The 23,585-nt window shown below is 60.6% G+C and carries 20 protein-coding genes; 14 read left to right on the top strand and 6 right to left on the bottom strand.

Annotation, left to right across the window (positions count from 1 at the left end; genetic code table 11):
- The 10 genes from AC1Q6D_RS16015 to AC1Q6D_RS15970 form a co-directional block, all read left to right on the top strand.
- A partial coding sequence (locus tag AC1Q6D_RS16015; RefSeq protein WP_492618478.1) for a toxin VasX occupies positions 1-2,557 on the top strand: 2,557 nt, incomplete at its 5' end.
- Positions 2,554-3,486: a hypothetical protein gene (locus tag AC1Q6D_RS16010; protein WP_492574011.1), complete on the top strand. Its 933-nt coding sequence runs from the start codon at positions 2,554-2,556 to the stop codon at positions 3,484-3,486. The genes AC1Q6D_RS16015 and AC1Q6D_RS16010, both read left to right, overlap by 4 nt.
- Positions 3,486-3,716 carry a hypothetical protein gene (locus tag AC1Q6D_RS16005; protein ID WP_207291642.1) on the top strand — a complete coding sequence of 77 codons (231 nt, stop codon included), beginning with the start codon at positions 3,486-3,488 and terminating at the stop codon, positions 3,714-3,716. Before AC1Q6D_RS16010 ends, AC1Q6D_RS16005 begins: the two co-directional genes overlap by 1 nt.
- Positions 3,713-4,660 (top strand): hypothetical protein, encoded by a 948-nt coding sequence (locus tag AC1Q6D_RS16000; RefSeq protein ID WP_492574012.1) that lies wholly within the window; start codon positions 3,713-3,715, stop codon positions 4,658-4,660. The genes AC1Q6D_RS16005 and AC1Q6D_RS16000 overlap by 4 nt, the downstream gene beginning before the upstream one ends.
- A complete protein-coding gene (locus tag AC1Q6D_RS15995; protein ID WP_103406819.1) occupies positions 4,660-4,890 on the top strand; it encodes a hypothetical protein in 231 nt (76 codons plus the stop codon). The genes AC1Q6D_RS16000 and AC1Q6D_RS15995 overlap by 1 nt, the downstream gene beginning before the upstream one ends.
- Positions 4,887-5,819 (top strand): hypothetical protein, encoded by a 933-nt coding sequence (locus AC1Q6D_RS15990; RefSeq protein WP_103406820.1) that lies wholly within the window; start codon positions 4,887-4,889, stop codon positions 5,817-5,819. Before AC1Q6D_RS15995 ends, AC1Q6D_RS15990 begins: the two co-directional genes overlap by 4 nt.
- Complete coding sequence (locus AC1Q6D_RS15985) at positions 5,819-6,049, top strand: hypothetical protein (RefSeq protein WP_103406821.1); 231 nt, start codon at positions 5,819-5,821, stop codon at positions 6,047-6,049. Before AC1Q6D_RS15990 ends, AC1Q6D_RS15985 begins: the two co-directional genes overlap by 1 nt.
- Entirely contained in the window at positions 6,046-6,969 is a 924-nt protein-coding gene (locus AC1Q6D_RS15980) for a DUF6708 domain-containing protein (protein WP_103406822.1), read from the top strand. The genes AC1Q6D_RS15985 and AC1Q6D_RS15980 overlap by 4 nt, the downstream gene beginning before the upstream one ends.
- Positions 6,969-7,199 carry a hypothetical protein gene (locus AC1Q6D_RS15975; RefSeq protein ID WP_103406823.1) on the top strand — a complete coding sequence of 77 codons (231 nt, stop codon included), beginning with the start codon at positions 6,969-6,971 and terminating at the stop codon, positions 7,197-7,199. The genes AC1Q6D_RS15980 and AC1Q6D_RS15975 overlap by 1 nt, the downstream gene beginning before the upstream one ends.
- Entirely contained in the window at positions 7,196-8,110 is a 915-nt protein-coding gene (locus AC1Q6D_RS15970; RefSeq protein WP_103406824.1) for a DUF6708 domain-containing protein, read from the top strand. The genes AC1Q6D_RS15975 and AC1Q6D_RS15970 overlap by 4 nt, the downstream gene beginning before the upstream one ends.
- Positions 8,111-8,217: 107 nt before the next feature.
- Here the strand turns inward: AC1Q6D_RS15970 and AC1Q6D_RS15965 are convergent, their stop codons facing one another.
- Both AC1Q6D_RS15965 and AC1Q6D_RS15960 read right to left on the bottom strand, forming a co-directional pair.
- Positions 8,218-9,126, bottom strand: coding sequence for a DMT family transporter (locus tag AC1Q6D_RS15965; RefSeq protein ID WP_090467736.1), 909 nt, complete (start codon positions 9,124-9,126; stop codon positions 8,218-8,220).
- Between the two features lie 70 nt (positions 9,127-9,196).
- Positions 9,197-10,822 (bottom strand): methyl-accepting chemotaxis protein, encoded by a 1,626-nt coding sequence (locus tag AC1Q6D_RS15960; RefSeq protein ID WP_103406825.1) that lies wholly within the window; start codon positions 10,820-10,822, stop codon positions 9,197-9,199.
- A 413-nt stretch (positions 10,823-11,235) separates the two neighbouring features.
- Here AC1Q6D_RS15960 and aceK point away from each other — a divergent pair, with 413 nt between their 5' ends.
- From aceK to AC1Q6D_RS15945, 3 genes are all read left to right on the top strand, one after another.
- Positions 11,236-12,954, top strand: coding sequence for a bifunctional isocitrate dehydrogenase kinase/phosphatase (aceK, locus tag AC1Q6D_RS15955; protein ID WP_090467738.1), 1,719 nt, complete (start codon positions 11,236-11,238; stop codon positions 12,952-12,954).
- A gap of 191 nt (positions 12,955-13,145) precedes the next feature.
- Positions 13,146-17,057 carry an ATP-dependent RNA helicase HrpA gene (gene hrpA / locus AC1Q6D_RS15950; protein WP_103406826.1) on the top strand — a complete coding sequence of 1,304 codons (3,912 nt, stop codon included), beginning with the start codon at positions 13,146-13,148 and terminating at the stop codon, positions 17,055-17,057.
- A 310-nt stretch (positions 17,058-17,367) separates the two neighbouring features.
- A complete protein-coding gene (locus AC1Q6D_RS15945) occupies positions 17,368-18,489 on the top strand; it encodes a beta-ketoacyl-ACP synthase III (protein WP_103406827.1) in 1,122 nt (373 codons plus the stop codon).
- Between the two features lie 74 nt (positions 18,490-18,563).
- On the opposite strand, the gene xopAW is transcribed toward AC1Q6D_RS15945, so the two are convergent.
- The 3 genes from xopAW to AC1Q6D_RS15930 form a co-directional block, all read right to left on the bottom strand.
- Complete coding sequence (gene xopAW / locus AC1Q6D_RS15940; protein ID WP_103406828.1) at positions 18,564-19,409, bottom strand: XopAW family type III secretion system calcium-binding effector; 846 nt, start codon at positions 19,407-19,409, stop codon at positions 18,564-18,566.
- 173 nt (positions 19,410-19,582) lie between these two features.
- Complete coding sequence (locus AC1Q6D_RS15935) at positions 19,583-20,632, bottom strand: sensor histidine kinase (protein WP_492618477.1); 1,050 nt, start codon at positions 20,630-20,632, stop codon at positions 19,583-19,585.
- Positions 20,632-21,390, bottom strand: a complete 759-nt coding sequence (locus AC1Q6D_RS15930) for a response regulator (protein ID WP_047526906.1) — start codon at positions 21,388-21,390, stop codon at positions 20,632-20,634. The genes AC1Q6D_RS15935 and AC1Q6D_RS15930 overlap by 1 nt, the downstream gene beginning before the upstream one ends.
- Before the next feature lie 293 nt (positions 21,391-21,683).
- Between AC1Q6D_RS15930 and pyrF the strand changes: the two genes are divergently transcribed.
- On the top strand, positions 21,684-22,382 hold the full coding sequence (gene pyrF, locus AC1Q6D_RS15925) for an orotidine-5'-phosphate decarboxylase (RefSeq protein WP_178083177.1): 699 nt from the start codon (positions 21,684-21,686) through the stop codon (positions 22,380-22,382).
- 70 nt (positions 22,383-22,452) lie between these two features.
- Here the strand turns inward: pyrF and AC1Q6D_RS15920 are convergent, their stop codons facing one another.
- Positions 22,453-23,457 (bottom strand): NADP-dependent oxidoreductase, encoded by a 1,005-nt coding sequence (locus AC1Q6D_RS15920; RefSeq protein ID WP_103406872.1) that lies wholly within the window; start codon positions 23,455-23,457, stop codon positions 22,453-22,455.
- Positions 23,458-23,585: the final 128 nt, after the last annotated feature.

Genomic DNA, 23,585 nt, shown 5'->3' with positions numbered 1-23,585 from the left:
CCTGGCCCTGCACCCCGACGTCAGCGACCAGCCGCCGGGCCAGTGGAGCGCCGAGCCGTGGGAGGGGCAGGGCACTCTGGACTGGCTGGACGGCGCCAATGCACAAACCGAGGGGCTGTTCGCCGTTTTCGCCTGTCTCGACGACGACCTGGGTGTGCTGCGTGACATCAATCACGAACAGGAATGGCTGGAGGCGAATCACGAAAAATGGCTGGGCGAGAACAATCTGCGCCTGAGCATCGGCGGGTTCGTGCGCAGCCTGATCAGCGAGGACGGCGCCGAACTGGCCGGGTCCATCAGCTACCGCTACAAGGCGCATGAGATCAACCTCACGCCGGCCCAGGGCCAGGTCATGCTCGACACCCAGCATCGGCTGGACGAAGAGCTCAAGGCGGAAACCCAGGCCCGTCGATACGGCGGGCAGCCCACCCAGGCCCAGGCCGCCGAGCGCGACGCACGTATCGCCGCCATCGTCGCCCCGGTGCGGGCCTTTATTCCGGAGGACCTGTACACCGAAGCAGAATTCGTCGTCCGCGAATACCGCGCCGAAAAGCACGCCAACCTCAATAACCATCTCTTCAGTGCCAAGGTCGGCAAATACATCGACCTCGAGGCGATGAACATCTGGTTCACCCAGACCGCCGCAGGGCACTACCAACATCTGGAGCAACGTCACACCGCGCTGTTTGCCGACCGGGGCCTGTACCTCAAGCGCTCACACAGCGGCACCTGGTTCGTGGATTACGACGACCTGGAGACGCGCCGCTGGCTGACCGAACTGGCCACCGGCTGCCTGACCGCCCAGTGCATCCGCGCCCAGGGGGCCGAACAATACGCCGACTACATCCGCGCCCCTGACGGCGGCGCCCTGAAGCAACTGTTCAACGCCTGGACACCCTCCATCGATGCGGCCGTTAACAGTGCTTCGCGCCTGAGCGAGCTGACGGCCGCCCTGGCCTCCGACAACCTCAGCGCGACCCATCAGGCGCTGGCGCCGTTGAGCGAACCGACCCTGCGCGACATCGCCAACATGGCGCGGGACGTCGGCAGCCAATGGAGCGTGCTGGTCAACCGGTTGGCGGCGGCGCTGTTGCTGCTCAAGGGTGACAACGGCCTCGGCCGTTCCTGGATGGGCATCTTTGTCGCCGCGCGCCTGGGCAACGACACGCGCGTGCAGTTTGTCACCGAGGCGGGCCGGCCAGTGGCGAAGCTGTTGGGCCAACAGGCCGAAGCGCTGGGCCAATGGGCCAGGGCAACCGGCAAGGCCATTGGCGCCGGGCAGGTGGGGCGGATCATCCAATCGCCGGTGGTGGCCAACAGTGGTGGGGTGGTGCCGTTGGCGGCGTTGTTGTTGAACGTGGTCAATGCGAATAACTATTTGAGTCAGGTCGGGGTGTTGGAGGGGATGGATAGCCGGCGGGTTCGTGACACGGTTTCGGCGACGTTGTATGCGGGGGCGGCGTTGGTGGCGGTGGTTGATAATCAGGTGCGGAAGGGGATGAGGGTTAAAGAAATTGGGAAGGGACAGACAATGGCCCCGACTCTGACTCTGTTTGGTGGGGTGATTGGTGGATTGTCAGCCGTTGCGGCATTCACAGAGTTCAAATCCTTACAAATACAAATAGAGAGCGCCCAAAACCGAGTCGATCCGTGGCTGGAGATGCGCCAAACCGTGGTCGGTGGACAAATAGCGACCTTCGGCACCCAGGCGCTGTTAGGGGTTGGTTACACCGCTCGTGCCCTGGCAGGGTCAATTGCAGTCGATGTCGCCATCTTGCGTTACACGCTGTTCATGGGACCGCTGAACTGGCTGATTCTCATACTGGGCGTATTGCACCTGATCACCAGTATCCTGCAGAAAACCCCGCTGCAAAACTTCCTGAACAACTGCTGCTGGTCAAAGGCGCGGGCCAACGATCTGCAGCCAATCCCGCCCAAGGCCCAGCAGGATGAGCTCGACCGGCTCTACTTCATCCTGTATGCGCCTCGGGTCAGCATGGAAAGCAACTTGAAGTCCAACCATGGTAATGGCCCTTCCCGTCTCGAGTATTACAGTTCCATCAATCACCTGACCCTCGACTTGCCAGGTGCCGAACCCGACAGTGTCTACCTGGAACTGAGCATGGTCGGTGACCCGGTGGACAGCCTGAACTACCGTGAACAGATCAAAACCGGCCGGCGCGATCATTTCAAGCCACTGCGTCCCTGGCGCGACCTGACACCGCACTGGCTGGCCAGCAGCGCCTGCCAGTGGATACCGTACAAGGAAGGACAGGGCCTGCGCCTCAGCGGCCCGTTCAACACACTGAGCAATGTCTTGAGCTCCCAACCTGCCACGGTTTCCCTGCGTGTGCGTTATCGCACGCCATTGACCGCCATGCTCGGCGCCCAACACTTCATCGGCGGCGAGCGGGGGCTGGCCTTTACCCTGAATGACTCAACGGGCGTGACCGCACTGTGGGCGGACCCGACGCCTGAACTGGATCGGGTGCCGAACTACCCGCTCGGCGAGGACCACCCCGGCGCGATGTACCTGCAACCCAAGGGCAAACGATGAGCACGCCACCGGCAGGCACCACGAAAAAACGGCTGCTTTCGCGCAATGACTACCTGGCGCCGTTGCCTATACCCACCGGAGAAAAACCGCAGGACGTACTCAACATCATCTGGCGCAAGAACGGGGTGTTTATTGATATTGGCAATTACAGCATCGGTTCAGCGGTGATGGTGATGTGGCCCACGCTGATGGTGTTTTTAGCCATATCTTTCTTCACTCGAAATCTCGACCCTGATTTAAGCCAAGGTATTTTGATCCTGGGGGCGGTTATTTTGGGTATTCCTGTGCTGATCTTGATCCAAGGCCTCTTCCGCGAAGTCCCTCTCCCCGTGCGCTTCAACCGCCAACGCCGAGAAGTCTGCGTCCCGCGCGACGATGGCGAATACTGGATTGTCCCGTGGGAAACCGTGACCGCCGCCGCCACCCAGCAATCGTCGGTCAGTCAGGCCGGTCGCGCCACCATGGGTTTGTTGATCATTGGCTTCGAAAACCCGGACCCGCAGGCTAGGGAGGACAACAAGCATTTTTCACTGGGCTTCAACTGCGGCGGCGGCACCACGGCGATGGCGTTGTGGGAGTGCGTTCGCAGTTATATGGAGGTCGGTCCGCAAGCGGTTCCTGTAAGTCGTGTCGGCATCGCTCCTTATGAAGAAACACAAATTGGTTCGATCATAACCGACTTGCGCAAGGGCAATCTGTTAGGCGTTTTTTGGGGCGTTTTCTGCATCACGATTTTGGGCACTTACTTGGCGGAGAAACTTCAGAACTTGAAACTTTCTTATCCGCCCGACCTGCCCTATCCCGACATCACCGAATGGTCAAAACCCCTGCCTCCCGAGCAATGGGCCAAACGCTCCCCGGAACTGGAAGCCGCCATCGCCGAACGCGAGGCGGAACTGGCCGCGCAGGCGGAGCGGGAGTTGGCGTGATGGCGCATACCCGAGGCCTGCGTGTGCGTTATCGCACGCCATTGACCGCCATGCTCGGCGCCCAACACTTCATCGGCGGCGAGCGGGGGCTGGCCTTCACCCTGAATGACTCAACGGGCGTGACCGCACTGTGGGCGGACCCGACGCCTGAACTGGATCGGGTGCCGAATTACCCGCTCGGCGAGGACCATCCCGGCGCGATGTACCTGCAACCCAAGGACAAACGATGAGTACGCCACCGGCAGGCACCACGAAAAAACGGCTGCTTTCGCGCAATGACTATCTGGCGCCGTTGCCCATTCCCACAGGTAGAAAACCTTCCGATGTGCTCAATGTCATCTGGCGCAAAAACGACGTTTTTTTGGATGTTGGTAGCTACAACATCGGCTCTGCGGTGATGGTGATGTGGCCTTCGGTGATGCTGTTTTTAGCCATGTCTTTCTTCACGAGAAATCTCGACTCTGATTTCAGCCAGGATGTTTTGATCCTGGGGGCGATTGTTTTGGGCATTCCGGTACTGATCTTGATCCACGGCCTCTTCCGCGAAGTCCCGCTCCCCGTACGCTTCAACCGCCAGCGCCGAGAAGTCTGCGTCCCGCGCGACGATGGCGAATACTGGATCGTCCCATGGGAAACCGTGACCGCCGCCGCCACCCAGCAGTCGTCGGTCAGTCAGGCTGGTCGAGCGAACATGGGTTTGTTGATCATTGGTTTCGAAAACCCTGACCCGCAGGCTCGGGAAGACAACAAGCATTTTTCACTGGGTTTCAACTGCGGCGGCGGGACCACGGCGATGGCGTTGTGGGAGTGCATGCGCAGTTACATGGAGATCGGGCCGGAGGCTGTCGAGGATCAGACGGCACGTTTCGACTGGTCTAAAGGGATATGGGCGACCTATCTGGACGATCTTGTAAAAGCCGCAAAATTGCGAGGCTGGCCTTTAACCCTCTTGTGGGAAGGTTTCTGCGGGATCTTCATTTTCAACACGCTGCTGATCGACGTGCTTGAACGCTGGAAACTGAATCCTCCCCCCGACTTGCCCTATCCCGACATCACCGAATGGTCAAAACCCTTGCCTCCCGAGCAATGGGCCAAACGCTCCCCGGAACTGGAAGCCGCCATCGCCGAACGCGAAGCCGAACTGGCCGCGCAGGCGGAGCGGGAGTTGGCGTGATGGCGCATACCCGAGGCCTGCGTGTGCGCTATCGCACGCCATTGACCGCCATGCTCGGCGCCCAACACTTCATCGGCGGCGAGCGAGGGCTGGCCTTTACCCTGAATCACTCAACGTGCGTGACAGCCCTATGGGCGGACCCGACGCCTGAACTGGATCGGGTGCCGAACTACCCGCTCGGCGAGGGCCATCCCGGTGCGATTTACCTGCAACCCAAGGACAAACGATGAGCACGCCCCCGGCAGGCAGCACGAAAAAACGGCTGTTTTCGCGCAATGACTACCTGGCGCCATTGCCCATCCCCACAGGTAGAAAACCTTCCGATGTGCTCAATGTCATCTGGCGCAAAAATGACGTATTTCTGGATGTTGGTAGCTACAGCATTGGCTCTGCGGTGATGGTGTTGTGGCCGGGGGTGATGTTGTTTTTATCTCTGGCTTATGGACTCAGAAATATTTCACCTGAACTGAGCACCTTTACTCTTATCGGGGGAGGGGTGATCACTGGTATCCCAGCCATTTTTATAATCCAAGGCCTCTTCCGCGAAGTCCCTCTCCCCGTGCGCTTCAACCGCCAACGCCGAGAAGTCTGCGTCCCACGCGACGATGGCGAATACTGGATCGTCCCGTGGGAAACCGTGACCGCCGCCGCCACCCAGCATTCGTCGGTCAGTCAGGCCGGTCGAGCCACGATGGGTTTATTGATCATTGGTTTCGAAAACCCGGACCCGCAGGCCAGGGAGGACAACAAGCATTTTTCACTGGGCTTCAACTGCGGCGGCGGCACCACGGCGATGGCGTTGTGGGAGTGCGTTCGCAGTTATATGGAGATCGGGCCGCAGGCGGTTCCTGAAAGTCGTGTCGGCATCGCTCCCTACGAAGAAACACAAATTGGTTCGATCATCACCGACTTGCGCAAGGGCAATCTGCTAGGCGTTTTTTGGGGCGTTTTCTGCATCACGATTTTGGGCACTTACTTGGCGGAGAAACTTCAGAACTTGAAACTTTCTTATCCGCCCGACCTGCCCTATCCCGACATCATCGAATGGTCAAAACCCTTGCCTCCCGAGCAATGGGCCAAACGCTCCCCGGAACTGGAAGCCGCCATCGCCGAACGCGAAGCCGAACTGGCCGCGCAGGCGGAGCGGGAGTTGGCGTGATGGCGCATACCCGAGGCCTGCGTGTGCGTTATCGCACGCCATTGACCGCGATGCTCGGTGCCCAACACTTCATCGGCGGCGAGCGAGGGCTGGCCTTTACCCTGAATGACTCAACGGGCGTGACCGCACTGTGGGCGGACCCGACGCCTGAACTGGATCGGGTGCCGAACTACCCGCTCGGCGAGGGCCATCCCGGTGCGATGTACCTGCAACCCAAGGGCAAACGATGAGCTCCCCCCCGGCAGGCACCACGAAGAAACGGCTGTTTTCGCGCAATGACTATCTGGCGCCGCTCCCCCTACCTACCGGAGAAAAACCGCAGGACGTGCTCAACATCGTCTGGCGCAAGAACGAGGTGTTTTTGGACATTGGCAGCTACAGCATCGGCTCTGCGGTGATGGTGATGTGGCCGATGGTGATGCTGTTCCTGGGGTTGGCCTATTTCTTCGAGGATCCAGATGCGCTGGTGTTGGGGGCCTGCATCATGGTCATCCCGATTTTTTTGTTGATCCAAGGCCTCTTCCGCGAAGTCCCTCTACCCGTGCGCTTCAACCGCCAACGCCGAGAAGTCTGCGTCCCGCGCGACGATGGCGAATACTGGATCGTCCCATGGGAAACCGTGACCGCCGCTGCCACCGAGCAGTCGTCGGTCAGTCAGGCCGGTCGAGCCACGATGGGTTTATTGATCATTGGTTTCGAAAACCCGGACCCGCAGGCCAGGGAGGACAACAAGCATTTTTCACTGGGCTTCAACTGCGGCGGCGGGACCACAGCGATGGCGTTGTGGGAGTGTATGCGTAGCTACATGGAGGTTGGTCCGGAAGCCGCACCGGAGGCTGCAGCGCTTAACTCCGGCGCCAACCTGCGTTACTACATCGATTACCTGAACGATAAAGCCAAAGAACGCGGCTGGTTTTTAACAGTGCTGTGGGAAGGAGTGTTTGGCATATTTATCTTCAATGCTCCACTCGCCACCTACCTGCAAAGGAAAAAGCTGTACCCGCCGCCAGACCTGCTCTACCCCGAGACCATCGAATGGTCAAAACCCCTGCCACCCGAGCAATGGGCCAAACGCTCCCCTGAACTGGAAGCCGCCATCGCCGAACGCGAAGCCGAACTGGCCGCGCAGGCGGAGCGGGAGTTGGCGTGATGGCGCATACCCGAGGCCTGCGTGTGCGTTATCGCACGCCATTGATCGCGATGCTCGGTGCCCAACACTTCATCGGCGGCGGGCGGGGGCTGGCCTTCACCCTGAATGACTCAACGGGCGTGACCGCACTGTGGGCGGACCCGACGCCTGAACTGGATCGGGTGCCGAATTACCCGCTCGGCGAGGACCATCCCGGTGCGATGTACCTGCAACCCAAGGGCAAACGATGAGCACGCCCCCGGCAGGTACCACGAAAAAACGGCTGCTTTCGCGCAATGACTATCTGGCGCCATTGCCTATCCCTACGGGTCAAAAACCCTCCGATGTGCTCAACGTTATCTGGCGCAAAAATGACGTATTTCTGGATGTTGGTAGCTACAGCATCGGCTCTGCGGTGATGGTGATGTGGCCGATGGTGATGCTGTTCCTGGGGTTGGCCTATTTCTTCGAGGATCCAGATGCGCTGGTGTTGGGGGCCTGCATCATGGTCATCCCGATTTTTTTGTTGATCCAAGGCCTCTTCCGCGAAGTCCCTCTCCCCGTGCGTTTTAACCGCCAACGTCGAGAAGTCTGCGTCCCGCGCGACGATGGCGAATACTGGATCGTCCCGTGGGAAACCGTGACCGCCGCCGCCACCCAGCAGTCGTCGGTCAGTCAGGCTGGTCGAGCCACCATGGGTTTGTTGATCATTGGCTTCGAAAACCCTGACCCGCAGGCCAGGGAGGACAACAAGCATTTTTCACTGGGCTTCAACTGCGGCGGCGGGACCACAGCGATGGCGTTGTGGGAGTGTATGCGTAGCTACATGGAGGTTGGTCCGGAAGCCGCACCGGAGGCTGCAGCGCTTAACTCCGGCGCCAACCTGCGTTACTACATCGATTACCTGAACGATAAAGCCAAAGAACGCGGCTGGTTTTTAACAGTGCTGTGGGAAGGAGTATTCGGCGTATTTATCTTCAATGCTCCACTCGCCACCTACCTGCAAAGGAAAAAACTGTACCCGCCGCCAGACCTGCTCTACCCCGAGATCATCGAATGGTCAAAACCCCTGCCTCCCGAGCAGTGGGCCAAACGCTCCCCGGAACTGGAAGCCGCCATCGCCGAACGCGAAGCCGAGATGGCCGAGCGGGAGTTGGCGTGATGGCGAATATCCAGGGTCGCGGTGAGCCGATCAAAAACAGCCCATCCCGTCACTGGCGGGCAATCCGCTGGCTCGCCAGCGAAGACGTCCTTGAAAACGCCAGCGGTTTATCGGGCGGTCACCTGGGCTGCCTTCACCACCGTCGGTTTCAACACCAACCACAACGCCGCCGCAATCAACACCCCGCCATAGATGTGCGCCATCGACAGCGGTTCATCGAGAAACAGCGCACCCCACAACACGCCGAACAGCGGGATCAGGAAGGTCGTGGTCATCGATTTCACCGGGCCAATCGAGCTCAGCAGACGGAAGTAAATGATGTAGGCAAGCGCCGTGCAGCCCAGCCCCAACCCCAGCAAGGACAGCCAGACACTCCAGCCGCCCCAGCTCGCCGGCGGCTGGCTGATCACGCTGTAGCCGAACAGGGGCAGCAGGAACAACGTCGCGCCGAGCATGCTGCCCAGTGCCGACAAACGGCTGTCGAGACCACCGGCGTGATCGAGCCAGCGGCGGGCCAGAAACCCCGCAAAGCCGTAGCAAGTGGTGGCGAGCAGGCAGGCGAGGGCGCCCATCAGCAATTGCAGGTCGAACGCCACCGGGCCGGCGCGGGTCAGCACGCCCACGCCAAGCAGTCCGAGAAAAACCCCGCCGAGCTTGGCAGCGGTGAGTTTTTCACTGAAGAACAGACCGCCGATCAACACGCCCATCAACGGTGTGGTGGCATTGAAAATCGACGAATAGCCGGCCGGTAGCACCTGTGCCGCCACCGAATAGAGCGTCGCCGGAATCCCGGAGTTGATCACGCCGAGCAGCATCACGGTCTTGAGCTTGCCTTTGAAGTCCCAGCTGATGCGCATCAGGCCGAGAATCACCAGCAGTCCGGCGGCGGCTATCGATACGCGGAAAAAAGCGGTAGGAAGGCTGCCAATCACCGGGGCAATGATGCGCATGAACAGAAAGCTCGCACCCCAGATGGCCGCCAGCGACAGTAAACGAACGATATCGGCAGGGCTCACGGCACACTCCTTCTTGATCGGGACGAGAGTGTTGCCGAGCGCCTTGCCGGTGGCAACCGAAAAACCGGCATCAAATTACAAAGCGTGTCACCAGGCCGTTAAGGTCGACGGCCAGTCGCGACAATTCATGACTGGCGGCCGAGGTCTGGGTGGCGCCAGCGGCGGTCTGGGTCGAAAGATCGCGGATGTTCACCAGGTTATGATCGACTTCCCGGGCCACCAGCGCCTGCTGTTCGGCCGCGCTGGCAATCACCAGGTTGCGCTCGTTGATCTGCGAAATCGACGCAGTGATTTTCTCCAGCGCATTGCCGGCGCTGTTGGCCCGACGCAAGGTCTGGTTCGCATGTTCGGCGCTGCTTTGCAAAGCACCGACCGTGGTCCCGGTGCCTTGCTGGATGTTGGTGATCATCAGCTCGATTTCTTCGGTGGAGTTCTGCGTGCGTTGCGCCAGCGAACGCACCTCGTCGGCCACCACGGCGAACCCGCGTCCGGCTTCACCGGCCCGCGCCGCTTCGATGGCGGCGTTGAGTGCCAGCAGGTTGGTCTGCCCGGCGATGCCGCGGATCACTTCCAGTACCTTGCTGATGTCCTGCGCCTGATCGGCCAGGCCCTGGGCCTGTTCCGATGCGCTGATCACTTCGCTGACAAGGCCCTGAATCGAGGTGATGGTTTCGCTGACCTGAACGTGCCCGTGCTTGCTGTCCTCGTTCGACGCTTGCGAGGCTTCAGCGCTGGACACGGCATTGGCAGCGACTTCATCCACCGCCGTGCTCATCTGGGTGACGGCGGTGGCAGCCATTTCGATCTGGTCATTCTGCTGTTGCAGGCTGCGGGTACTTTGCTCCATTACCGAACTCATTTCCTCGGCCGCAGAAGCCAGTTGTCGGGCCGATTCACCGATGCCGTGGATGGTCGAGCGCAGGTTGCCCTGCATGTCGGCCAGGGCATCAAGCAACTGCGCAGCTTCGTCCTTGCCGTCGCTGGCGATCTTGCCAGTGAGGTCGCCCGAGGCTATCCGGCGCGCGACGTTCAATGCCTGATTGATCGGCGTGGTGATGCTGCGGGTCAATGCCCAGGCCAGCAACAGGGTGGCAATCAATGCGATGACGATGATCGTGCTGACGATCCATTGTGCGCGCTGGTACAACGACGTGGCGGCTGTGGCCGCGGCATCGGCACCTTGCTGATTGAGACTGATCATCGACTCCAGGGTTTTATCCAAAAGGCTACCCAGCGCGTTCATTTCGACGTTGAGGTGATCGTATGCCTGGCTGTCATGGCCGGCGTCGATGTGGACAATAATCTGGTCGACGAGTGACAGGTACTTGGCGACAGTTGTCTTCAGGCTGTCGAGCATGCTCCGTTCCTGATCGCTGGACAGCAGGGCTGCGTAATCGTTGAGGCGCTGGAGCAATTCCTGGCGTTGAGCGCTGATGATCCCCCTGCTTGTTTCCTTGACCTGGCTGAGGTTGCTGGTCCTCATCCGCAACGATTCCAGGCGGATGGTTGCAATGTTGGCCGCGCTGTCGTGGATGCTCTCGCTGCTCGGCATCCACACTTCTTCAAGAACCCTCGCGCTTTCACGAAGGGTCGCCATCTGACCGATGCCGAACAGTCCGACCAGTACCAGAAGGCTGGCCAGAACGGCGAAACTCAAACTTGCACGCAAACCAATGCGAAGATTCCTTAACGGCATGAAATTATTCCTTTGGTGTATTAGGAGAGGTAGTCCTCGTTGACCGAAGATCTTGTTTTTAGGCGGGTGAAGGTGGCGTATATATCAAAGTGCCACTATTTTGGTAAGGCCGACCTTCGTGCCGTTTCAGGCCTAGCGCAGAGAGGAGGGCGATGAAGAGCAGAGGTTGGGGTGGATGAGCTGATGGCTTGATTGGATCGACAAGCCGCTCGGTGCGAGGGTTGCGGATGAGTCGATTCATTAGGCCATTGAGGTGTGAGGCGATTTTTTCCTGACTAAACGGTCGAGTTAAAAAAAACGAAAAAACATTGCTGACCCAACCAATTGTCCAAGTGTCGGCCGAAATTACGCTTCTCCTGTACCCGCTTCAGTGGCTAAGCTCTGGCTTCCCGAATTCCCGCAGAGGTCTCACCATGCCGCAGCAATGGCCAGCCGCCGACATCGCCCGAATGATCCTCGATGGCTTTGACGATTACCGCGAGCATTTTCGCCAGATCACCGATGGCGCCCGGGCCCGTTTCGAGCAGGCTCAGTGGCAGGAGACGCAGTCGGCCTCGGCGGCGCGGATCAATCTGTACGAAGACAAAGTCAGCGAAACCGTAGAGCGCCTGCGCACGGCGTTTGATACCGACACGCTGGACGTGAGCTCCTGGCCGCTGGTGAAAAGCGCCTACATCAGCCTGATCGACCTGCGTTTCGACGATGAGCTGTCCGAGACCTGGTACAACTCGATTTTCTGCGGGCTGTTCAGCCATGACCTGATCAGCGACGGCTGCATGTTCATCCACACCACCCGGCCGAGCCTGCGCCGGGCCCGCGCCGCGCAAACCCGTACCTATAAACCCCATGGCCAGTTGTCGGGCATGCTGGCAAGCATCTTTGCCGACTATCGCTTCAGCGAGGAATACGCCGATTTGCCCGGCGACCTGCGCCGCCTTGAAGCGCAGTTGCGCGAGAACCTGCCGGACTGGGTGTGCAAGGACCCGGAACTGAGCGTCGAACTGTTTTCCTCGGTGCTGTACCGCAACAAAGGCGCGTACCTGGTGGGACGCATCTACACCGCCGATGAACAATGGCCACTGGCGATTCCGCTGCTGCATCGCGAGGGCCATGGTATCCAGATCGATGCGCTGATCACCGACGAGGCGGACGTGTCGATCATCTTCTCGTTCACCCGTTCGTACTTCATGGTCGATGTTCCCGTGCCGGCAGAGTTCATCGGCTTCCTCAAACGCATCCTGCCGGGCAAGCACATTGCCGAGCTGTACACCTCGATCGGTTTTTACAAGCACGGCAAGTCCGAGTTCTATCGGGCGCTGATCAACCACCTGGCCAATACCGACGACCAGTTCATCATGGCCCCGGGCGTGCGCGGCATGGTCATGAGCGTGTTCACCCTGCCGGGCTTCAACACGGTGTTCAAGATCATCAAGGACCGTTTCTCGCCGTCGAAAAACGTCGACCGTGCCACGGTGATCGAGAAGTACCGGCTGGTGAAAAGCGTCGACCGCGTCGGGCGCATGGCCGATACCCAGGAGTTCGCCGACTTCCGTTTCCCCCTGAGCAAGTTCGAGCCGGCGTGCCTGGAAGAACTGCTGGAGGTCGCGCCGTCCACGGTGTCGGTGGAAGGTGACACGGTGCTGATCCGTCACTGCTGGACCGAACGGCGCATGACCCCGCTGAATCTGTATCTGGAAAACGCTAACGAGGCGCAAGTACGCGAGGCGCTGGACGACTACGGCCTGGCGATCAAGCAACTGGCGGCGGCCAACATCTTTCCCGGCGACATGCTGCTGAAAAACTTCGGTGTCACCCGTCACGGTCGCGTGGTGTTTTACGACTACGACGAGATCTGTTTCCTCACCGAGGCCAACTTCCGCCATATCCCGGCACCGCGTACCCCTGAGGATGAAATGGCTTCCGAGCCGTGGTATTCGATCGGGCCGCTGGACGTATTCCCTGAAGAGTTCCCGCCGTTTTTGTTTGCCGATTCAGGGCAGCGCAAGCTGTTCAATCAACTGCATGGTGAGTTGTACAACGCCGATTACTGGAAAAGCCTGCAAGAGGCGATTCGCGCCGGCAAAGTGATCGATGTGTTTCCGTATCGGCGCAAAGGCCTGGATAACGAATGACTGATCTGTAAGCGCGTTGTCGGGTCCAACGCTATCGCGAGCAAGCTCGCACATTTGATCGTGGTGCCGCCATTTGTGTGCTCGCTGCGATCTACAGTGGGAGCGAGCTTGCTCGCGATCGGCCGCGCAGCGGTCGTAAAATCTGCGACAATCCCCGCCCTGCGCCACTAGACGACTGAATTGCGTACCTGATGACCGACGAATCGCCCTCCATCGACAAATTGCTGAAAAACCTCGATCACGCCATGCTCGCCGACCGCCACCGGCTGCGGCGGCAGTTGCTTGAGCTGCGCAAGAAACCCGACGAGGCCAGGCTGGCCCAGTGGGTGACCCGCATGCAGGCGTCCTGTGATCAGGTGCTGGCGCGCAAGGCCAGCCTGCCGGTGATTCGTTACGACGACAGCCTGCCGATCGCCGCCAAGCGTGACGAAATCAAGGAGGCATTGCTCAAGCATCAGGTGCTGATCATTGCCGGCGAAACCGGCTCGGGTAAAACCACCCAGCTGCCGAAGATCTGCCTGGAAATCGGTCGTGGCCAGCATGGCTTGATCGGCCATACCCAACCGCGCCGAATCGCAGCGCGCAGTGTGGCCAGCCGCGTCGCCGAGGAATTGGGCACGCCATTGGGGGCGCTGGTCGGTTATCAGGTGCGGTTCGAGGATCAGAGCGATTCCAATACCCTGATCAAACTGATGACCGACGGCATCCTGCTGGCGGAAACCCAGAACGACCGTTATCTGGAACGCTACGACACGATCATCGTCGACGAAGCCCACGAACGCAGTCTCAACATCGACTTCCTGCTCGGTTACCTGAAAACCCTGCTGCCGCGTCGCCCGGATCTGAAAGTCATCATCACTTCGGCGACCATCGACCTGGAGCGCTTCTCCAAACACTTCGACGATGCGCCGATTGTCGAGGTGTCTGGCCGTACCTTCCCGGTGGACACCTGGTACCGCCCGCTGACCCTGGAGCAAGACGAAGAGGGCAACCGCGTCGAGGATGACTTGACCGTGGATCAGGCGATCCTCGCCACCCTCGATGAAATCGCCGCCTTCGAACGCAGTGAACGCCGCAGTCCTGGCGACGTGCTGGTGTTTTTGCCCGGTGAGCGCGAAATTCGCGATGCCGCCGACATGCTGCGCAAGGCCCAGCTCAAGCACACCGAGATTCTGCCGCTGTACGCACGCCTGTCACCGGCCGAGCAGCAGCGGATTTTCCAGTCGCACCCTGGCCGTCGCGTGGTCCTGGCCACCAACGTTGCGGAAACCTCGCTGACGGTGCCTGGCATTCGCTACGTGATCGACAGCGGCACCGCGCGCATCAGCCGCTACAGCTATCGCGCCAAGGTCCAGCGCCTGCCCATAGAAGCCATTTCCCAGGCCAGCGCCAACCAGCGCAAGGGCCGTTGCGGACGGGTCGAGCCGGGTATCTGCGTGCGCCTGTACAGCGAAGAAGATTTTCTCGGGCGTCCGGAATTTACCGATCCGGAGATCCTGCGGACCAACCTCGCGGCGGTCATTTTGCAGATGCTGCACCTGCGCCTCGGCGAGGTCACCGCGTTTCCGTTTATCGAACCGCCGGATGGCAAGGCCATCAGCGACGGCTACAACCTGCTGCAAGAACTCTCGGCGGTGGACCGCAACAGCCAGCTGACCCCGCTTGGACGGCAACTGGCGCGGCTGCCGGTGGACCCGCGCATGGGCCGCATGTTGCTTGAAGCGGCCAAGCTCGGCAGTTTGCAGGAAGTGCTGATCGTCGCCAGCGCCATGTCGATCCAGGACCCGCGCGAACGTCCACCGGAGCGCCAGCAAGCGGCGGATCAGGCCCACACGCAATGGAAAGACGCGGACTCGGACTTCGCCGGGCTGGTCAATCTGTGGCGTGGTTTCGAAGAGCAGCGCCAGGCACTGACCGCCAGCCCGCTGCGTAACTGGTGTCGCAAGAATTTCCTGAATTACCTGCGTCTGCGCGAATGGCGGGATTCCCATCGCCAGTTGAGTCTGATCTGCCGCGACATGCAGTTGAGCCTCAACAAAGAGCCGGCGGACTATCCGAAACTGCACAAGGCCGTGCTGGTCGGCCTGCTCAGCCAGATCGGCCAGAAAACCGAAGACGGTGACTACCTGGGCGCCCGTCAGCGGCGTTTCTGGATTCATCCGTCGTCGGGTATCGGCAAGAAGCGCCCGCAATGGCTGATGGCCGCTGAGCTGGTGGAAACCACCAAGCTCTACGCGCGCATGGTGGCCAAGATCGATGCCGACTGGATCGAGCCGCTGGCCGGGCACCTGATCAAGAAAAACCACTTCGAACCCCATTGGGAGAAAAAGCGCGGCCAGGTCGTGGCGTTCGAACAGATCACCCTGTTCGGGCTGATCGTGGTCGGTCGCCGGCCGGTGCATTACGGCCCGGTCGACCCGGTGGTGTCCCGCGAGCTGTTTATCCGTGAAGCGCTGGTGCGCGGCGAGATTCAGTCCAAGGCCAAGTGCCTGAGCGCGAACAAGGAACTGCTGGAACAGCTCGACGAACTGGAAGCCAAGGCCCGCCGTCGCGATATCCTCGCCGATGAAGAAACCCTGTTCGCGTTCTATGACGCGCGACTGCCGGCGGAGATCCATCAGACCGCCACCTTCGACAGCTGGTACCGCATCAACAGCCAGAAAAACCCGCAGTTGCTGATCATGCGCGAAGAGGACGTGCTGGCCCGCGAAGCCAGTGAAGTCACTGCCCAGCACTACCCGGACACCCTGCACATCGGTGATCTGGAACTGGCGCTGAGTTATCACTTCGAGCCGAACCATCCGCGCGACGGCGTGACCCTGCGTGTGCCGGCGCCGCTGTTGCCGATGCTGCCACCGGAGCGCCTGGAGTGGCTGGTGCCGGGTGTGATCGAAGCCAAATGCATTGCCCTGGTGCGTAACCTGCCCAAGGCGTTGCGCAAGAATTTCGTGCCGGTGCCGGACTTCATCAAGGCAGCCTTGCAGCGCATGACCTTCGCCGAGGGCTCCTTGCCCCAGGCGTTGGGCCGCGAGCTGCTGCGCATGACCGGTGCCCGGGTCAGTGATGAAGCCTGGGCCGAGGCGGCGCAGCAGGTCGAAAGCCATTTGCGCATGAACCTGGAAATCGTCGACGCCCAGGGCAAGTTCCTCGGTGAAGGCCGTGATCTGGCCGAGCTCACCGCGCGTTTCGCCGAAGCCAGCCAGGCCGCGTTGGCCGTCCCGCAATCGGCGAAAAGCCAACAACCGGTCGAGCCGAAGGTGTTTGCCGCAGTCGCGGAGAAAACCCAGCAGAAGATCGCCGGGCTGTCGATGACGGTGTATCCGGCATTGGTGGAAGAGGCGGGCACGGTCAAGGAAGGGCGCTTCTCGACGCCGGCCGAAGCCGAGTTCCAGCATCGCCGGGCCTTGCAGCGTTTGTTGATGCAGCAACTGGCGGAACCGGCGAAGTTCCTTCGCGGCAAGTTGCCGGGGCTGACCGAACTGGGGTTGATGTACCGCGACATGGGGCGTGTCGACAGCCTGGTGGAAGACATCCTGCTGGCCAGTCTCGACAGCTGCGTCCTCGAAGGTGAAGACCCGTTACCCCGGGATGGCGCTGCGCTCGCATCATTGGCCGAGCGCAAGCGTGGGGCCTGGACCGAGCATGCCGAGCGTCTGGCCAGGCTGACCCTGGAAATCCTCAAGCTCTGGCATGGTCTGCAAAAGCGCTTCAAGGGCAAGATCGACCTGGCGCAAGCCGTAGCCCTCAACGACATCAAGCAGCAGCTCAGCCATCTGGTGTATCCGGGGTTTGTCCGGGAAACGCCGATGCAATGGCTCAAGGAGTTGCCGCGATATCTGAAAGCGGTCGAGCAACGTTTCGAGAAAATCGGCGCTCAGGTGCAGCGGGATCGGGTCTGGAGCGGCGAATTGTCCGGCCTGTGGACGCAATACCAGACCCGCGCCAACAAGCACGCCCAGGAAGGCAAGCGCGATCCGCAACTGGAGCTGTATCGCTGGTGGCTGGAGGAATACCGGGTTTCGCTGTTTGCCCAGCAATTGGGAACCAAGGTGCCGATTTCCGACAAACGCTTGAGCAAGCAGTGGAGCCAGGTCGAGCCATAGAGTCGAATACCTGTGGGAGCGGCTTGTCAGTGGCGATGATGTTGCCTGTGCCGCCGTCTTCGCGGGCAAGCCCGCTCCCACGGGTCAAGTGTTGTGTCAGTGGTTCCTGATCCAGCAAAAAGGGGCCAAAACCCAAGGTTTATGGCAAACTTCGCGCCTATAAACGCCGGCCCCGCTGTTTTGAGCCTTTAAGGTTCAGGCGGTACGGAATAAAGCGATGCCAGGTTTGCTTCCTGTGACTGGAACAATCCCTTTGTGTGTTGGTACGACGGTGCCAATACTTTCTGCCTGAACAGATAGAGACACGACCATGCATAACGTCGTCATCAGCGGCACCGGCCTGTACACACCGGCTAACAGCATCTCCAACGAAGAGCTGGTGCAGTCTTTCAATACCTATGTGGCGCAATTCAATGCCGACAACGCTGACGCCATCGCGCGTGGTGAAGTCGAAGCATTGACCGAGTCCAGTGCCGCGTTTATCGAAAAAGCCTCAGGCATCAAGAGCCGCTATGTCATGGACAAGGAGGGCATCCTTGATCCGCAGCGCATGGCACCACGCCTGCCGGAGCGGTCGAACGACGAATGGTCGGTGCTGTGCCAGATGGCCATCGGCGCCGCTGAACAAGCGTTGCAACGCGCGGGTAAAACAGCGGCGGACATCGACGGCGTGATCGTCGCCTGCTCCAACCTGCAGCGCGCTTATCCCGCGATTGCCATCGAAGTTCAGGAAGCGCTGGGCATCCAGGGCTTCGGTTTCGACATGAATGTGGCCTGTTCTTCCGCCACGTTCGGCATCCAGACCGCCGCCAACAGCATCCAGGTGGGCCAGGCCCGGGCGATCCTGATGGTCAACCCTGAAGTCTGCACCGGCCACCTCAATTTCCGCGACCGCGACAGTCACTTCATTTTCGGCGATGCCGCGACCGCCGTGATCATCGAACGTGCCGATCTGGCCACGTCTCCCTACCAGTTCGACATTGTCAGCACCAAGCTGCTGACCAAGTTCTCCAACAACATCCGCAATAACTTCGGCTTCCTCAACCGCGCTGCGGAAGAGGGTATCGGTGCCAGGGACAAACTGTTCGTCCAGGAAGGCCGCAAGGTATTCCGCGACGTTTGCCCGATGGTGGCCGAACTGGTTGCGGCTCACCTGGAAGAGAACAAGCTGAACGTCAGCGACGTGAAGCGCTTCTGGCTGCACCAGGCCAACCTGAGCATGAACCACTTGATCGTCAAGAAATTGCTCGGTCGTGATGCGACCGAACAGGAAGCGCCGGTGATTCTCGACACGTACGCCAACACCAGCTCCGCAGGTTCCGTGATTGCATTCCACAAGAACCAGGACGATCTGCCCGCCGGTTCACTGGCGGTGCTCAGCTCGTTCGGCGCCGGTTACTCGATCGGTAGCGTGATTCTGCGCAAGCGCTGAGTTAGCGGCCCAGCCGAAAACCTGTGGGAGCTAGCCTGGCGGCGATAGCTCCCACTTTTGTTTCGGATAGAACTTCAGGTCGCGACGTTCAGGTATTTGCCCACGCTCGCCACCTTGTCGAGCGAATACTGCTTGCTCAGGTTGGCAATCATTTTGTTCAGCGCCTCGCTGGTGGTCGATTGAGCCGTGGTGCTGTCGCTGGTTTGCTCGCGGCCGGCTTGCAGGGCGGCCTTGAGCTCATCGCGGCTGACGCCGCCACTGCTGTCGCTGTCCAACGCCTTGAGCAAGGCGGCGCTGGTGTCACTGCTGGTCGATGAATGACCGGCCTGTAATGCACTGGTGAGTTCGCTGCCGCTGACGCTGCCATCGCTGTCGGCGTCGAGGCTGCTGAACAGTTCATCACTGGACGCTTGCTGTGGCGGCTGTGGAGTCAGGCTGGCAGCCAATTCGTCCTTGCTGACGGTGCCGTCCTGATTCTTGTCCAGGGCCGAGAAAATCTGGCTGCTGTCGGCGCTGCTGCCCGCGCTGGTCAGGCCGTTGCTCAGTTCGTCGCTACTAATGGTGCCGTTGCCGTCGGCATCCAGGGCACTGATCACGGCATCGGCCAGTTCTGTGTTCGGCGCCTGATCCGTCGACTTATCCGGTGGTGGTGGAGGGGCCATGGCGGCCATCTCTTCGCTGCTCAGACTGCCACTGTTGTCGCTGTCCAGATTGGAAAAATTCTTGCTCAGGCTGACCAGCAGGCCGTCATTGCTTTTCTGCGACAGCGCACTCTTGAGCTCATCCTGACCCACCGAGCCATCAGTGTTGGTGTCGAGTTTGGCGAGCAGTTCTTTCTGGAACTGTTGCGAACGGGCGTTGCTGGTGGTGGTACTGCTGGTACCGGTATATCTCGTGTAATTGCTGACGCTACCAATCATTGGACTCACTCCCTGAAATGGAAAACCGGTGGGTGTACCGGTTTATGCAGACTCAAGGGGCAAGTTGTCGTGGGTATGTGGGGTTTGTAGCGGTCAGTACACATGCACAAGCATCAGGCCAACACTGAACTCTGAAGGTGGATCACTGAACCCAGTGGGAGCAGCTCGAATCTTCAAGTACGCGGCAGGCGAATGACCGCGGTCAGGCCGCCGCCCGGGGTCTCCTCCAGGCTAAGCTGCCCTCCCATCCGTTCCGCGGCCTCGCGGGCGATGGTCATGCCCAGGCCCACGCCGCCGGAATTGCGATTGCGCGAACCTTCCAGGCGAAAGAACGGTTCGAACACCGCTTCGCGTTTCTCCGCCGCGATTCCCGGCCCATGGTCGATGACCCGGACGATCAACTGTTCACGGTGGTCCTCGAGGCTGATCAGCGCTTGCCCGGCGTAACGCAGGGCGTTGTCCATCAGGTTGTTGAGGCATGAGCGCAAGGCCATCGGCTGCACCTGCAGCGGCGCGCAATGACCGCTGGCCTGGACGTCGGCGCCCTGGTCCTGGGCGTTTTCGCTCATGGATTCAATAAGCGCCTGCACGTCCATCCATTGCGGTGCTTCGCTGGTGCGTTGTTCATGCAGGTAGGTGAGGGTGGCGTCGAGCATGCTGATCATGTCGTCCAGGTCCTGACGCATCTGGCCTTGCAACTTATCGTCGTCGATCTGTTCCAGTCGCAGCTTGAGCCGTGACAGCGGGGTGCGCAGGTCGTGGGATACCGCGCCGAGCATGCGCGAGCGCTGTTTCATTTGCTCAATGATGCGCCGCTGCATCTTGTTGAAGGTCTGTGCCGCCTGGCGCGCTTCCAGGGGGCCGGACTCTTCCAGTGGCGGGCTGTCGAGGTTCTCGCTCAAGCGTTCGGCCGCGTCACTGAGGCGCTGGATGGGGCGGCTCAACAATTTGGCGCCATACCAGGCGGCAACGATCAGCGAGATCAACTGAAAGGTCAGCGGCACCAACGGCCCGCCGAACCACGGCCGCGGTGGCCGTTTTTCGAAACGCGGGTCTGGTGCCGGACGTTGTCCGCCGAAATCTTCGGAAAAGGCCGGCGGAGGTGGGGGCGGCGGCGGACTGTAGTAGTGAAACCAGGCAAAAGCCAGCAGGTGCGCCAGGATGATCGCCACCAACAGCACGCCGAACAGGCGGCCGAACAGCGTATCGAAGCGCCCGCGCATCAGCCGATGTCTCTGGCGTCGAACAGATAACCCTCGCCGCGCACGGTCTTGATCAGTTGCGGCGCTTTGGGATCGTCGCCCAGTTTTTGCCGCAGTCGCGACACCAGCAGGTCAATGCTGCGATCGAAGGCTTCGATCGAACGGCCGCGAGCGGCGTCCAGCAGCTGTTCACGGCTCAGGACCCGGCGCGGGCGTTCGATGAACACCCACAACAGGCGGAACTCGGCGTTGGACAGCGGAACGACCAAGCCATCGGCCGCGATCAACTGGCGCAGCACGCTGTTCAAGCGCCAGTTGTCGAAACGGATATTGGCCCGTTGTTCGGTGCGGTCGTCACGTACCCGGCGCAGGATGGTCTGGATGCGCGCCACCAGTTCCCGGGGTTCGAACGGTTTGGCCATGTAGTCGTCGGCACCCAGTTCCAGGCCGATGATCCGGTCGGTGGGTTCGCAGCGGGCGGTGAGCATCAGAATCGGGATGTCTGACTCGGCACGTAGCCAGCGGCACAGCGACAGACCGTCTTCGCCGGGCAGCATCAGGTCGAGCACCACCACATCAAAATGTTCCGCTTGCATCGCCAGGCGCATGGCGGCGCCATCGGTGACGCCGCTGGCATGGATGTTGAACCGGGCCAGGTAGTCGATCATCAGTTCGCGGATCGGGACGTCATCGTCGACGATCAGGGCGCGAATGCTCCAGCGTTTGTCGTCGCCGGGCGCTTTTTGATCGTCGTTCAAGGGGGCTTGGGTGCTGTGCATGCGTGCGATTATCTGCCAGGTAGGCTGCCAACCACAAAGATAGGCGGCGAGGTTGTGGCTCCAGCATAGGCGTCCGGCCCGGGGGCGGGAAGTGCTGTAAGGACGTGTTGCGGCTGCCGAGGGTAGCGGGCAAGGGTGTTGTGGACGTGTCGTGTATGTACCGGGCTCGACACAATCTGGCCAGCGGCTAGGATTGCGTGAGCGTTCTCGACGATTTACCGATCATCGGGTCCCGCAGTGGCGCTGCTTCCGCTACAATGCGCGACGATTTCGACTTGCCTGAGAGCCCACTCATGTCCGCCTGCCAGACTCCTATCATCGTCGCCCTGGATTTCCCTACCCGTGACGCCGCACTGAAGCTGGCCGATCAGTTGGACCCGAAACTGTGCCGGGTCAAAGTCGGTAAAGAACTGTTCACCAGCTGCGCATCGGAAATCGTCGGCACCCTGCGCGACAAGGGTTTCGACGTGTTCCTGGACCTCAAATTCCATGATATTCCCAACACCACCGCCATGGCCGTCAAGGCCGCTGCGGAGATGGGCGTGTGGATGGTCAACGTGCATTGCTCCGGTGGCCTGCGCATGATGGCGGCCTGCCGTGAAGTGCTGGACAAGCGCACTGGCCCGCAACCGCTGTTGATCGGCGTGACCGTGTTGACCAGCATGGAGCGTGAGGACCTGGCGGGTATCGGCCTGGATATCGAGCCGCAGGAGCAGGTCCTGCGCCTGGCCGCGCTGGCGGAAAAAGCCGGGATGGACGGTCTGGTGTGCTCGGCGCTGGAAGCCCAGGCCCTGAAGTCGGCACATCCGTCGTTGAAGCTGGTGACACCGGGCATTCGTCCGGCGGGCAGTTCCCAGGACGATCAGCGCCGCATCCTGACCCCGCGCCAGGCACTGGACGCCGGTTCCGACTACCTGGTGATCGGCCGTCCGATCAGCCAGGCGGCTGATCCGGCGAAGGCGTTGGCTTCGGTGGTGGCCGAACTCGCCTAAATATCGCTGAAGCGGTGGGAGCGAGCCTGCTCGCTCCCACCGTTGTTTTGAGGTCATTTCAAGCGCTGGGTTAAACCTTCAACACCAATTTCCCGAAATTCTCCCCGCTGAACAACTTCATCAGCGTCTCCGGGAACGTTTCCAGTCCTTCGACGATGTCTTCCTTGCTCTTGAGCTGCCCCTTGGCCATCCAGCCGGCCATTTCCTGTCCGGCGGCGGCGAACTGTGCGGCGTAGTCCATCACCACAAAGCCTTCCATGCGCGCGCGATTGACCAGCAGCGACAGGTAGTTCGCCGGGCCTTTGACCGCTTCCTTGTTGTTGTACTGGCTGATGGCACCGCAGATCACCACGCGCGCCTTGAGGTTCAAGCGGCTCAGCACCGCGTCGAGAATGTCGCCGCCGACGTTATCGAAATACACGTCGACGCCTTTCGGGCATTCGCGTTTGAGCCCGGCGATGACGTCTTCATTCTTGTAGTCGATGGCGCCGTCGAATCCCAGTTCATCGATCAGGAACTGGCATTTATCCGCACCGCCGGCGATGCCGACCACCCGACAACCTTTGATCTTGGCGATTTGCCCGGCAATGCTGCCCACCGCGCCGGCCGCGCCTGACAACACCACGGTGTCACCGGCCTTCGGGGCGCCGACGTCGAGCAGGGCGAAGTAAGCGGTCATGCCGGTCATGCCCAGGGCGGACAAGTAGCGCGGCAGCGGTGCCAGTTTCGGATCGACCTTGTAGAAACCGCGCGGTTCGCCGAGGAAGTAATCCTGCACACCCAGGGCACCGTTGACGTAGTCCCCGACCGCAAACCCGGGATTGTTCGAGGCAACGACCTTGCCTACACCCAAGGCGCGCATGACTTCACCCAGGCCCACCGGCGGGATGTAGGACTTGCCTTCGTTCATCCAGCCACGCATGGCCGGGTCGAGGGACAGGTATTCGTTTTTGACCAGGATCTGACCCGCAGCCGGCTCGCCGACCGGTACTTCCTGATAGGTGAACGTCTCGCGGGTTGCCGGGCCTACGGGGCGTTTGGCGAGCAGGAACTGGCGATTGGTCTGGGTAGTCATGACAGGCACTCAAGATGAATGAAGCCTTGTTGATAGCCCCTCAAGTGCATTGCCGCAAGTTCGGCTGATGCGGCGAATGCAGGCCGATCCAGTGCAGTGATAGTTGGTACGGCAGTTCCATCACTGCC

The sequence above is a fragment of the Pseudomonas sp. MT92 genome (assembly GCF_058792515.1).
The sequence above is the reverse complement of the archived record's forward strand: the minus strand, read 5'-3'. Positions and strand labels throughout refer to the sequence as shown.